The 12,329-nt window shown below is 69.8% G+C and carries 11 protein-coding genes; 8 read left to right on the forward strand and 3 right to left on the reverse strand.

The window, feature by feature from the left end; translation table 11 throughout:
- Positions 1-31: 31 nt before the first annotated feature.
- The gene (locus U5805_RS26015) at positions 32-949 is read right to left on the reverse strand and encodes a LysR substrate-binding domain-containing protein (protein WP_322106388.1); all 918 of its coding nucleotides are present in this window, start codon (positions 947-949) and stop codon (positions 32-34) included.
- Between the two features lie 286 nt (positions 950-1,235).
- Here U5805_RS26015 and U5805_RS26020 point away from each other — a divergent pair, with 286 nt between their 5' ends.
- From U5805_RS26020 to U5805_RS26050, 7 genes are all read left to right on the forward strand, one after another.
- Positions 1,236-2,390: a YbfB/YjiJ family MFS transporter gene (locus tag U5805_RS26020; protein ID WP_415914670.1), complete on the forward strand. Its 1,155-nt coding sequence runs from the start codon at positions 1,236-1,238 to the stop codon at positions 2,388-2,390.
- Positions 2,391-2,937: 547 nt separating this feature from the next.
- Positions 2,938-3,468, forward strand: coding sequence for an NUDIX domain-containing protein (locus tag U5805_RS26025; RefSeq protein ID WP_322106390.1), 531 nt, complete (start codon positions 2,938-2,940; stop codon positions 3,466-3,468).
- Positions 3,469-3,505: 37 nt separating this feature from the next.
- Positions 3,506-3,943 carry a thioesterase family protein gene (locus U5805_RS26030; RefSeq protein ID WP_322106391.1) on the forward strand — a complete coding sequence of 146 codons (438 nt, stop codon included), beginning with the start codon at positions 3,506-3,508 and terminating at the stop codon, positions 3,941-3,943.
- 64 nt (positions 3,944-4,007) lie between these two features.
- Entirely contained in the window at positions 4,008-4,946 is a 939-nt protein-coding gene (locus U5805_RS26035) for a branched-chain amino acid ABC transporter permease (RefSeq protein ID WP_322106392.1), read from the forward strand.
- A gap of 13 nt (positions 4,947-4,959) precedes the next feature.
- Positions 4,960-6,195 carry a branched-chain amino acid ABC transporter permease gene (locus U5805_RS26040; RefSeq protein WP_322106393.1) on the forward strand — a complete coding sequence of 412 codons (1,236 nt, stop codon included), beginning with the start codon at positions 4,960-4,962 and terminating at the stop codon, positions 6,193-6,195.
- The gene (locus tag U5805_RS26045) at positions 6,192-6,953 is read left to right on the forward strand and encodes an ABC transporter ATP-binding protein (RefSeq protein ID WP_322106394.1); all 762 of its coding nucleotides are present in this window, start codon (positions 6,192-6,194) and stop codon (positions 6,951-6,953) included. The genes U5805_RS26040 and U5805_RS26045 overlap by 4 nt, the downstream gene beginning before the upstream one ends.
- Positions 6,950-7,651, forward strand: a complete 702-nt coding sequence (locus U5805_RS26050; protein WP_322106395.1) for an ABC transporter ATP-binding protein — start codon at positions 6,950-6,952, stop codon at positions 7,649-7,651. Before U5805_RS26045 ends, U5805_RS26050 begins: the two co-directional genes overlap by 4 nt.
- A gap of 119 nt (positions 7,652-7,770) precedes the next feature.
- Here the strand turns inward: U5805_RS26050 and U5805_RS26055 are convergent, their stop codons facing one another.
- Both U5805_RS26055 and U5805_RS26060 read right to left on the reverse strand, forming a co-directional pair.
- Positions 7,771-8,691: a phosphorylase gene (locus tag U5805_RS26055; protein ID WP_322106396.1), complete on the reverse strand. Its 921-nt coding sequence runs from the start codon at positions 8,689-8,691 to the stop codon at positions 7,771-7,773.
- Positions 8,692-8,960: 269 nt separating this feature from the next.
- On the reverse strand, positions 8,961-10,202 hold the full coding sequence (locus tag U5805_RS26060; RefSeq protein ID WP_322106397.1) for an MFS transporter: 1,242 nt from the start codon (positions 10,200-10,202) through the stop codon (positions 8,961-8,963).
- A gap of 417 nt (positions 10,203-10,619) precedes the next feature.
- On the opposite strand from U5805_RS26060, the gene U5805_RS26065 reads away from it, so the two are divergent.
- On the forward strand, positions 10,620-12,299 hold the full coding sequence (locus U5805_RS26065; protein WP_322106398.1) for a methyl-accepting chemotaxis protein: 1,680 nt from the start codon (positions 10,620-10,622) through the stop codon (positions 12,297-12,299).
- Positions 12,300-12,329: the final 30 nt, after the last annotated feature.

The following is a 12,329-nucleotide window of genomic DNA, read 5'->3' on the forward strand; positions in this document are numbered from 1 at the left end:
CGCGGCCTGAAGCGCGACGCTCGCGCGCGCGTCAGGCGGTTTGCAAACCCGCGTCGGCGTTGGCCGGCGCGCCGGCGTGCTGCGCGGGATCGAGCAGCGCCTGTTTAAGCGCGGCGAGCGCGGGCGAAAAATGGCCGCGCCGCCATACGAGCAGCGTGTCGATGCGGCCGAGCTTGCCGAGGGAATGAATGGCGATCTCGTCGCTATTGCGCTGCAATTCCAGCACCGAGCGCGGCGCGACCGCGACGCCCGCGCCCGCCGCCACGCACGCGACGATCGCATGATACGAGCCGAGTTCGAGCACGCGCGTGGGCCGAATGCCGTGTTCGAGATACCAGCGCTCGACGTAGCTGCGATAAGCGCAGCCGCGCTCGAAGGCCACGAGCGTGGAGAGCGCGACGTCGCGGGGCTGGCGGATTGGCCGATGGCCGCGCGGCGTGATCATCACCAGTTCTTCATGAAACACGGGAACCTGCTCGAACACGTCGGGGTCGGGCAGACCGTCGAGCGGCGTCGCGATCAGCGCCGCATCTATTTCGAATTCGCGCAGCCGCTCGATCAAGCATCCCGTGGTGCCGGTCTCCAGTTCGAGCGTGACGTCGGGCCATGTCTGGTGATAGCGCGCGAGCGCGCCCGGCAGACGGCTTGCCGCCGCGCTTTCCATCGTGCCGAGCCGCAACCGCCCCGAAGGCCGCCCCGCCTTGATCGCGTGGCGCGCTTCGTCGGCGAGCGCGAGCAGGCGTTCGGCGTAGGGCAGCAGCGTTTCGCCCGCGGGGGTGAGCACGAGCCGCCGGCCCTCGCGCGTGAACAGCGGCGTGCCGAGCTGCTCCTCGAGCTGCTTGATGCGCGTGGTCACGTTGGACTGCACGCGATTGAGCTTGGCCGCGGCGCGCGTCACGCCGTTTTCGCGGACGACGGCGCGGAAGATCGCCAGCGCGGCGAGATCCATGATTCTCTCCTCGGGATGGATTTGTTCATCTTAATTCATTTTTCGTGAACGTTCCGTCGGCCTAAGATGCAGGCTGACTCTATTTCCCAAGCCGCACATGAACCTCGACGATCCCGCGAACGGCCACGCCGCGCGCGTCAACGGCACGCCGCCGCGCCTGCATTCGCATAGCCTTTCGCACGGCGATTTGCACGGGCCTTCGAACCACGAAGCGCACCACGAAGCGCACGACGATTCGCACCACGATTCGCACGGCCATCCCGCGCGCCGCGCCGCGCTCGCCTGCATGGCGGCGCTGGCCGTCGCGCTGGGCGTGGGCCGTTTCGCGTTCACGCCGCTGTTGCCGCTGATGCTCCACGGCGGCGCGCTCGATCTGCGCGGCGGCGGCTGGCTCGCTTCGCTCAATTACGCGGGCTATTTCGCGGGCGCCGTGAGCTGCGTCGCGCTGCGCTTGCCGCATGGCCGCATCGTGCGCGCGGGACTCGCCGCGACGGTGCTGCTCACGCTTGCCATGGGACTCACGCAGCAGTTCTGGCTGTGGGCGGCGGTGCGCTTCGTCGCGGGCGCGGTGAGCGCGTGGACGTTCGTGTTCGCCTCGCAATGGGGACTGCGGCGGCTCGCGCAGCTTGGCGCGCACGAGTGGAGCGGCGTGATCTATACGGGGCCGGGCTTCGGCATCATCGCAACGGGTTTGTGGGTGAGCGCGGCGGGCGGCCTGGGCGCGCGCGCGGGCTGGCTCGCCTTTGCGGCGGTCAGCGCGTTGCTTGCGGCGCTGGTCTGGCCGGCGTTCGGCGACAGCGACGCTTCCAGCGCGCCGCCGCCGCGTTCTTCGTCGGCGTCGGCATCGGCATCGGCTGCGAAGTCGGCGGATGCCGTCGCGAACGCACCCGCGAATCGCGCCGACGCTTTCTGGCTCGTGCTGCTCTACGCCGTGCCGGGCTTCGGCTACATCATCACGGCGACGTTCCTGCCCGTGATCGCGCGCCACGCGCTCGCGCACGGCTCGGTGTGGCCGGACCTGTTCTGGCCGATGTTCGGCGCGGCGCTGATCGCGGGCGCGCTGGGCGCGGCGCGCCTGCCGCTGCACTGGGACAACCGCTTCATGCTCGCGGGCTGTTACGTGTTGCAGGCGGTGGGCATTGCGCTGGGCATCGTGTGGCCGAATGCGGCGGGATTTTCGTTCGGCAGCGTGCTGATCGGGCTGCCGTTCACGGCGATCACGCTGTTCGCGATGCGCGAGGCGCGCGTGCTGCGCGGCGAGCACGCCGCCGCGCTGATGGGTTACGCGACGGCGGCCTATGGCATCGGGCAGATCGCCGGGCCGCTCGTGGCGGCGCCGCTGGCGGCATCGACGGGCTCGTTCTCGCCTTCGTTGTGGCTCGCGGCGGCCGCGCTCGTGCTGGGCGCGGCAGGTCTCGTCTGGCGCGCGGCGCGGGCGTGAGCGGCGGCCCGCGCCGGTCCGCCGGTTCGCGGGACCGGACACGGCAATTTGCAGGATGCCCGACGCGTTGCACGCCGCGGCTTTCCCCATGCGGGAACCGATGAATACGCGCGGCGCGCGATAACGACCCGGAGCGGCCGGCAACGTCCCGGAGTACGAGTCGGCGCACGAATCGGCGCGTGACCCGGCGTACGAATCGGCGCACGACCCGGCGTACGAATCGGCACGCGACCCGGCGCACGACCCGGCGCACGAATCGGCGCACGAATCGGCGCATGACCCGGCGCACGCATGGGCGCACAGGCCGATCGGTCGGGGCGTATCCCGGCCAGGCGGGAAGTGCGCTCCGGTGCAGCAAGTCGCCCGCACGCGCCTCGCGGCGAGGCACTAGAATGGCGGTTTGCCTGCGCGCCGCCCGTCGATCTTTCGGCGCGCGTGGGCAGCGGGCCCCGCACGAAATCGACACCGAAATCGACACCAGGTCACCACCAGGTCACCGCCAGGTCGCCACGAAATCGCCCAGAATCGACAGAACGCGCCGATCCCCATGACCGACTATCAATTTTGCCCGCGCTGTGCCTCGCGTCTCGTCGAGCGCACCGACGCCGCCCATGAAGGCGGCCGCCTGCGCCTCGCCTGTCCCGACCTCGGCTGCGGCTACGTGTTCTGGAACAATCCGCTGCCGGTGGTGGCCGCCATCGTCGAATACGAAGGGCGCATCCTGCTCGCGCGCAACGCCGCGTGGCCCGAAGGCATGTTCGCGCTCATCACAGGCTTTCTCGAAAACGGCGAAACGCCCGAGGCCGGCATCGCGCGCGAAGTGCTCGAAGAAACCTCGCTGCGCGCCGAAAGCGTGACGCTCGTCGGCGTTTACGAATTCATCCGCAAAAACGAACTGATCATCGCGTATCACGTGAAAGCTTCGGGGAACATCGCGCTTTCGCCCGAACTGCTCGAATACCGCCTCGTCGAGCCCGCGCAACTGCGGCCGTGGCGCGCGGGCACGGGCTACGCGCTCGGCGACTGGATGCGCGCGCGCGACCTGCCGTTCGAATTTGTCGACCGTCCCGGCCAGTAAGCGCCGGCCGCTTCTTTCTCCGCACAGGATTTCGCCGATGAACCGACCCGCTCTCGTCGAACGCGCCGCGTATCGCCATTTTCTGCCGATCGGCACGCGCTGGATGGACAACGACGTCTACGGCCACGTGAACAACGTCGTCTATTACAGCTACTTCGATACGGTCGTGAACGCGTATCTGATAGGCGCGGGCGCGCTCGACCTCGAGCGGGGCGAAACGATCGGCCTCGTGGTGGAAACGCAGTGCAACTATTTCGCGCCGCTGACGTTTCCCGAGCGCGTGGAGGCGGGGCTGCGCGTCGCGCGGCTCGGCTCGTCGAGCGTGCGCTACGAAGTCGGGCTCTTTCGCGAAGGCGAGGTCACGCCCGCCGCGCAGGGGCATTTCGTCCATGTCTATGTCGATCGCGCGACGCGCCGCCCCGTGGCCGCGTTGCCCGATGCCTTGTGGCGCGCGCTCGAACCGCTCGCTGCGTAAGCGCGCGCACCGGCGGAATCAGGCGGCATCAAGCGGAATCAAGCGCACTCAAGCGGAATCAAGCGTGCAAACCTTCGTCATCGACGCGCTCAACGGCGTCAGCTACGGGCTGCTGCTTTTCATGCTGTCGGCCGGGCTCACGCTCATCTTCAGCCTGCTCGGCGTGCTCAACTTCGCGCACGCGAGCTTCTACATGCTCGGCGCGTATGTTGGCGCGAGTCTCGCGCATGGGCTCGGTTTCGGCGCCGCGCTGGTGGCCGCGCCGCTGGCCGTGGGCGCGGCGGGCGCGGCATTCGAACGCGTGCTGCTGCGGCGCGTGCGGCCGGCCGGCCCGCTCAATGCGCTGCTGCTCACGTTCGGCGCGGCGTATGCAATCGGCGAAATCGTCAAGCTCGTGTGGGGTTTGCAACCGCTCGCCGTGACGATGCCCGCAAGCCTCGACGGCCCGCTGTTCGACATCGGCGGCGCGGCGTTCTCGCGGTACCGCGCATTTTCGATGGCGATTTCAGCGGCGATGCTCGTGGCGCTGCACGCCGTGCTGCGGCTCACGAAAATCGGCCTCGTGGTGCGCGCGGCGCTCACGCATGCGCGCGCGGTCGAAGCGCTCGGCCACGACGTGCCGCGCGTGCAGACGCTGGTGTTCGCGCTCGGCACGGCGCTCGCCGCGCTCGCGGGCGTGGTGGCGGCGCCGCTGTTCGTCGTCGAGCCCGCGATGGCCGAATCGGTCGGCTCGATCGTGTTCGTGGTCGTGGTGATCGGCGGGCTTGGCTCGCTCGGCGGCGCGTTCGCCGCCTCGCTCGCGGTGGGGCTGCTGCAAACTTTTGCCGTGGCCAGCGACGCGACGCTCGGCGATCTCGCCGCGCCGCTCGGCGTGCGCATGAGCGACGCGTGGCAATCGCTCACGCTCGCGCAAATGGCGCCGTTGCTGCCGTATCTGCTGCTCGTCGCGATGCTGGCGGTGCGCCCGCGCGGCCTGCTCGGCGAACGCGGCGACGCCGACTGAGCGCGCTCACGCCATGCGCCTCGAACCCCGCTCGCCGAGCGCCCCCGCGCGCGCCGCCTGGGCATGGCTCGCGCTGGCCGCGCTGCTGGCGCTGCCGCCGCTCGCGAGCGCGGCGCTGTCGCCCGCGCGCGTGCCGCAAGGCTGGCTGCTCGCCTGCCTCGCGCAAGCCGCGACGATGATCGTCTTCGCGCTCTCGTACAACCTCCTGCTTGGCGAAACGGGCTTGCTCTCGCTCGGCCACGCCGCGCCCGCGGGGCTGGGCGCGCTCGCGGCCGCGCAGGTGTTCAGCCGCCACGCGCTGCCGTTGCCGCTGCTGCCGCTCGTGGGCGCCGCGGGCGGCGCGGCGTTCGGCGCGTTGCTCGCGCTCGTCGCGGCGCGGCGCGCGGGCACGGCGTTCGCCATGATTACGCTCGGCGTGGGCGAACTCGTGGCGGCCGCCGCGTGGGCGCTGCCCGACTGGTTCGGCGGCGAGGCGGGCGTGGCGATCGACCGCGCCGGCGGCCCCGCCGTCGCGGGCTGGACGTTCGGCCCCGACCGCGAAGCGTACTGGCTGATCGCCGCGTGGTGCCTGCTCGCGTGCGCCGCGATCTACGCGCTTTCGCGCACGCCTTACGCGCGCCTCGCCAATGCCGTGCGCGACAACGCCGTGCGCGCGGCGGCGCTGGGCGTGTCGCCGGCGCGCGTGCGGGCGACGATGATCGTCTGCGCCAGCGCGTTCGCGGGCGTCGCGGGCACGCTCGCGCTCATCAACGTCGAACTGGCGGCGGCCGAAAGCGTCGGCATGATGCGCTCGGCGGCGGTGCTGATCGCGACGGTCACGGGCGGCGCGGCGTCGTTCTTCGGCCCGGCGCTGGGCGCGCTCGTCTGGGTGGCGTTCAGCGTGGGCGTGGCCGGCGTTTCGCGCGCGTGGATGCTTTACGTGGGCGTTTTCTTCATCGTCGTGGTGATGGCGCTGCCCGACGGCATCGCGGGCGGGCTCGCGCGCGAGCGTGTGCGTCTCGCGCGCGACGGCTGGCGCGCCTGCCGCGCGAGATGGTGCGCGGGCGCGCTGGCGGCGGCGTGCGCGGCGCTCGCGTACGCGATCGCGGTCGAATGGGCCTACGCATGGCGTTTCGGCGACGAGGGCGGCGGCGCGAGCGCCGGTTCGCCGGCGTGGCCGAAGCTCGCGGCGATCGTCGCGGCGAGTGCGCTGGCGTGGCTCGCCGGCCGCCGCGCGCAAGCCGGCACCGCGCGGGAGCCGCGCCCATGACCGACGCGCTGCGCCTGATCGGCATCGAAAAGCGTTTCGGCGATACGGCGGTCTTGCGCGGCGTCGATCTGAGCGTGCGCGCGGGCGAGCGTCACGCGCTGATCGGACCGAACGGCGCGGGCAAGTCCACGCTGTTCAGCCTGATCGCGGGCGAGCGGCGCGCGAGCGCGGGCCGCGTCGTGCTCGACGGCGCCGACATCACGCGTCTCGCGAGCGCCGCGCGGGCGCGTCGCGGTCTCGCGCGCAGTTTCCAGACGACGAACGTGTTCGCGCGTCTGAGCGTGATCGAGAACCTGCGCTGCGCGGCGCTGGCTTCGCTGCCGGGCGGCGCGGGCGCGGCGGCGCGCTGGTTCGGCTCGGCGCGCGTGGAGGCGCGCGCGCATGAGGTGCTGGAGGCCATCGGGCTTGCCGCCGCCGCGCAGCGCGAAGCGGGCGCGCTCGGTTACGCTGAGCAGCGCGCGCTGGACCTCGGCCTCGCGCTCGCGGGCGGCGCGCACACGCTGCTGCTCGACGAGCCCACGGCCGGCATGAACCGCGCCGAAGCCGCGCGCGCCATCGAGCTGATTCGCGCGACCACGGCGGGCAAAACGCTGCTGCTGATCGAGCACGACATGGACGCCGTGTTCGGTCTCGCCGATCGCGTTTCGGTGCTCGTGCGCGGCCGCGTGATCGCCACCGGCACCCCGGCCGACATCCGCGCGAACGCCGCCGTGCGCGACGCGTATCTCGGCGCCTTCGCCCTAGGCGCGGCAGGATGAGCGCGCTGCTCGAAATCGGCGGATTGCGCGCGTGGTACGGCGCGAGCCAGGTGCTGCACGGCGTGGATTTGGGCGTGGCGGCGGGAGAAGTGGTGGCGCTCGCGGGACGCAACGGCTCGGGCCGCTCGACGCTCGCGAAGGCGCTGACGTCGATGGTGCGCGCCGAAGGCGTGCGGCGTTTCGCGGGCGCGAATCTCGCGCCGCTGCGCACGTTCGAAATCGCGCGCCTCGGCCTGGGTTACGTGGCCGAGGCGCGCGACGTATTCCCGACGCTCACCGTCGACGAAAACCTGCGCCTCGGTCTCGCGCGGCGTGCGGGGCGCTTTTCGATCGACGAAACGCGTGCCTTGTTTCCCGTGCTGGCCGAACGCCGCGCGGCGCGCGCGGGCGTGCTGTCCGGCGGCGAGCAGCAGATGCTCGCGCTGGCGCGCGCGCTCGTGGGCGCGCCCGATCTGCTGATCGTCGACGAACCGACCGAAGGGCTTTCGCAACAAATGGCCGCGCGTGTGGGCGACGCGCTCGCGGCGTTGCGGGCGCGCGGCGTCGCGATCCTGCTGATCGAGCAGCGCCTCGCGCTCGCGCCCACGCTGGCGGATCGCGTGGCGGTGATGGGGCATGGGCGCATCGTATTCGACGGCGCGCCCGATGCGCTTGCGCAACGCGAGGACGTCGTGCGCGACTGGCTCGGCATCGGCTGAATGTTGGGCGTGTCTGCGTGCGTATCTGTGTGCGTATCTGCGTGCGGATCTGGGTACGTATCCGGCGAGCGCGCGCGACTGGCCCGGCACCGCTTGACCCGGCGTATGCGGCGCAAGATTCAGCGCGCCACGCTCACGCGCGCGAGCGCCGTCATCGGTCTCACCTGCGCGAGCGCTTCGAGCTGCGCGGCGTCGCGCACGAAGAACGAGCCCGCGAAACCGAGCGAATTGATCGAAATGCCCTCGACGCGCTCCGCCGAACGCGGCACGACCAGCATCCAGCGGCGCGTGACCAGCAGGTTGTACGGCGCGCCTTGTTGCACCGCGCCGCTCATTGAGCCATTCGTCGCGCCATTCGTCGCGACGGCCGGCACGCCAGCCGCGCCCAGCAGCGCGCGATAAACCTCATGCGCGGCATTGGCCGCCGGTTCGAGCGGCGCCGAGGCGTCGCCCAGGTCGAGCCGCGCGAAGGCATGCCGGAACGGCAGCGCGGGCAGTTCGAGGGTGGCGTTCGCCGCCGCCCGCGCGCCGCCGAACAGCGCCTCGATGGGCGCGCGCGCCTGCGTGCCCGCGCCGCCGCCTTCGAGCGGCAACGGCACCAACTGCAAATGCTTGTGCGCCTGGCTCGCGCCCGCGACCGCGCCGCCATTGTAGAAACCGAGTCCGTCGATCTCGCGCAGCGCGAGCACGAGCGCCGCGAAATCGGCGGCGTCGAGCAGCGTTTCCTGCGCCACGAAAGCGCGCGTCACGATCAGCAGATGATGCGGCAGCACGTTGAACTTGTTGAGCAAGGCGACGTGCGTGGGCGAAAGATCCGCGACGAACATCTCGCGCTCGTAAGGCAGAAACGGATCGCGCGGCGGCTGCGTGCGCGGCGTGAGGCCCGCGGCTTCCTTGCGCGCGAGATTCGCGGCCACGCGCACGGCAAAGCGCACGCCGCCGTCGTCGATAAAAGTGTGCGCGGTTTCGATCGGATGCAGCGCGCCGCACGCGAGCGCGTGTTGCGTTTGCCTGTCGATGGCGTGCTGGAGCGACGTCACGGGTTGCCTCGAAGCGAATCGGTGAAAAACAAAACGGCCGGCGCCTTCGCAGGCATCCGGCCGTTCGGTCGTGTCGCGGGATCGGGCGCGGATTCGGCACGGCGTGCGCGCGAATCTCGTGCCTGCTTCGTGTCCGCGTGGCCGCGTTGATCTCAGCGCGACCGCCGCTGTACGTCGGCTTTATTTCCGCCTCAGCCGCTTCGGCCGACTCAAGCCGACTCAAGCCGACTCAAGCCGACTCAAGCCGACTCAAGCCGACTCAAGCCGACTCAAGCCGCCGGTTTCGCTTTCTTGCCTTCGACATCGGGCAGCAGCACGGTCAGTATGCCGATCAGCGGCAGGAACGAGCAGACCTTGTAGACGAACGTGATGCTCGTCGCGTCGGCGAGCTGGCCGAGCACTGCCGCGCCGATGCCGCCCAGGCCGAACGCGAAGCCGAAGAAGAGGCCCGCGACCATGCCGACCTTGCCCGGAATCAGTTCCTGCGCGTAGACGAGAATCGCCGAGAACGCCGAAGCCAGCACCACGCCGATGACGATCGAGAGCACGCTGGTCCAGAACAGATTCGCGTAGGGCAGGAGCAGCGTGAACGGCGCGACGCCGAGAATCGAGCCCCAGATCACGTACTTGCGGCCGATGCGGTCGCCCACCGGGCCGCCGATGATCGTGCCCGCCGCCACCGCCGCGAGGAACACGAACAGATGCACCTGCGCGGCCTGCACGGGCAGATGGAAACGGTCGATCAGATAGAACGTGAAGTAGCTGTTGATGCTCGCGAGGTAAAAGTACTTCGAGAACACGAGCAGCACGAGAATGCTGATCGCCATGGCCACGCGGCCGCGCGAAAGCTGCGCGTGCGCAACTTCGGCGCGCTTTTTCTTGAGCGCCGGATGCGCCTTGTACCAGCGGCCGATCTGCGTGAGCACGAGCATGCCGACGAGCGCCGCCGCCGAAAACCACGCGATGCTGCGCTGGCCGTGCGGAATGATGATGGCCGCCGCGAGCAGCGGCCCGAGCGACGAACCCGCGTTGCCGCCCACCTGAAAGAGCGATTGCGCGAGACCGTGCTTGCCGCCCGACGCCATGCGCGCGACGCGCGACGACTCCGGATGAAACACCGACGAGCCGCAGCCGACCAGCGCCGCCGCCGCCAGCAACACGCCGAAGCTGGGCGCCACCGACATCAGCAGCAGGCCGCACAGCGTGAAGCCCATGCCGACGGGCAGCGAGTAAGGCAGCGGACGCTTGTCGGTATAAACGCCCACGAGCGGTTGCAGCATCGAAGCCGTGATCTGGTAGGTGAGCGTGATGAGGCCGATCTGCGTGAACGACAGCGAGAAGTTGTCCTTGAGCATCGGGTAGATGGCCAGGATCAACGACTGGATCATGTCGTTGAGCAGATGCGAAAAGCTGATCGCGCCAAGCACCGAATAAACGGTGCGTTGCGCGGCGGGCGTCGGCGAAGCCGGGGCGGCGCCGGAAAGGGCGCGCTTGTCGAGACTGGTTTCCATGTTGTCGGTTCGCGGCAGAAGGTTTCAGCGGCAGCCCAGAAAAACGGCCCGGCGGCGGCAGCTAGAAAGGATCGTTTATAGAAATGATTCACGCAGTGTAATGTGTCTCGCTCGAATCGTACGGACAAGTTTTGTCGCGAATCGGACAGCCAATGCCCCGAGTTCGTGCGCGGCACAGCGTCGCGGGTCGCCGAACGATGTCTCGAAAAAACCGCAGCGAATTTTGGCGGCTGCCGGGAACGTGTATAACCCGCGATGGCGTGCGCCCACGAAGCGCGCGTTACGGGGCCGGAACACGCAGAACGCCTCGCGCGCGGCATTAAAGATTGCGCCGCGGCGTGCCGTAGACCGGAGATAAGGCGGAACGCACATCAAGCAACACGCTGTGCCGCCGAACCAGGTGGGAGACCGAAAAACATGAAAGCAGTATCGCAACGCGCGAGCTTCGTGCCGCAAGACGGCGCGAGCGGCGCAACGGACGCGCAAAAGCGCCGCAAGCCCGCGCGCCGCGAGGGCGGCAATCCAGGCAGCGCCCGTCTCTCGGTGAAGGCGACGCTGCGTCTTGCCTTCGCGCTCGTGCTGGTCGGCACGCTGGCGATCGGCGCGTTTTCGCTCACGCAGGCGAGCCGCCTGAACGGCTCGACGCAATCGATCTACGAACAGGGTTACGTCGCGACGCGCTCCGCCGAGGAAGTGCGCGGCCACGTGCTGCGCGCGAGCCGCGCGCAAAAGCAGTTGCTCACGGCCACCACGGCGGCCGAGCGCGACGAGCTGGGCGCCGGCATCGACAAGGATCTGGGCGCGCTCGGCCACGAAATGAGCCAGTTGCAGACCTATGCGCAGGAACAGGGCGGCGACGCGCTCGCGCTGCAAAAGAAGCTCGCCGACGCGGCTGCCGCGTGGAGCGGCCATCTGCACGACTTCGTGACGCTCGTGAAGCAGCAGCCGCTCGATCTTTCGCAGATGAGCTGGCAAGTGGGCACGCAGGACGTCTCGCTGCTGGTGGAAACGGGCAAGCTCGAAACGCTCGTGGACGATCTCGTCGCGCAACGCGGCGCCGCCGCGAAGGCGACCATGGACAAGGCGGCGTTCATCTTCAAGTCGTCGTTCGTGATGCTGGCGGTGGCGACCGCCGCGATGTTCGTGCTGGCGTTCTTCGTGAGCGAGTGGGTCGTGCGGCGCATCGCGCGCCAGCTTGGCGGCGAGCCCGCGCACGCCAAGGCGATCGCCGCGCGCATCGCGGCCGGCGACCTCGCGCAGCCGGTGCAGGTGAGCGCGCGCGACGCGGCCAGCATGATAGGCGCGCTGCGCGACATGCAAACCGGTCTTTCGACGACGGTGGCCGAGATCGCCGCGAGCGCGGAAGCGATCGCTTCGGCATCGAGCGAAATCTCGACCGGCAATCTCGACCTTTCGCATCGCACGGAGCAGCAGGCCGTCGCGCTCGAACGCACGGCGAGCAGCATGGAGCAGCTCACGTCGACGGTGCGCCTGAACGCCGAAAACGCCGAGCAGGCCAGCACGCTCGCGAGCACGGCTTCCGATATCGCGGAAAAGGGCGGCTCGGTCGTGGGCCGCGTGGTCGCGACGATGGAGCAGATCAACGACAGCGCCAAGAGCATCGCCGACATCATCGGCGTGATCGAGGGCATTGCGTTCCAGACCAACATTCTCGCGCTCAACGCCGCGGTGGAAGCCGCGCGCGCGGGCGAGGAAGGGCGCGGCTTCTCGGTGGTCGCGGCCGAGGTGCGCAACCTCGCGCAGCGCAGCGCGGCGGCGGCCAAGGAGATCAAGGCGCTGATTCACGCTTCGGTCGAGCGCGTGGAAAACGGCTCGGCGCTCGCGCAGGACGCGGGCGCGACGATGGACGAAGTCGTGAAGGCCGTGAAGCGCGTGAGCGACATCATCGGCGAAATCTCGGCGGCGTCGCGCGAGCAGCGCACCGGCATCGAGGAGATCGGCCTCGCGGTTTCGCAGATGGACGCGGGCACGCAGCAAAACGCGGCGCTCGTGGAAGAAGCGACGGCCGCCGCGCAATCGCTCGACGATCAGGCCAAGGTGCTCAAGCGGCTCGTGGGAAAATTCCAGCTCGCCTGAGCCGCGCCGCAAGTTGTGCGTGCAACGAAA

The organism is Paraburkholderia sp. J41 (assembly GCF_905220235.1).
In the GTDB taxonomy this organism is placed as follows: Bacteria; Pseudomonadota; Gammaproteobacteria; order Burkholderiales; family Burkholderiaceae; genus Paraburkholderia.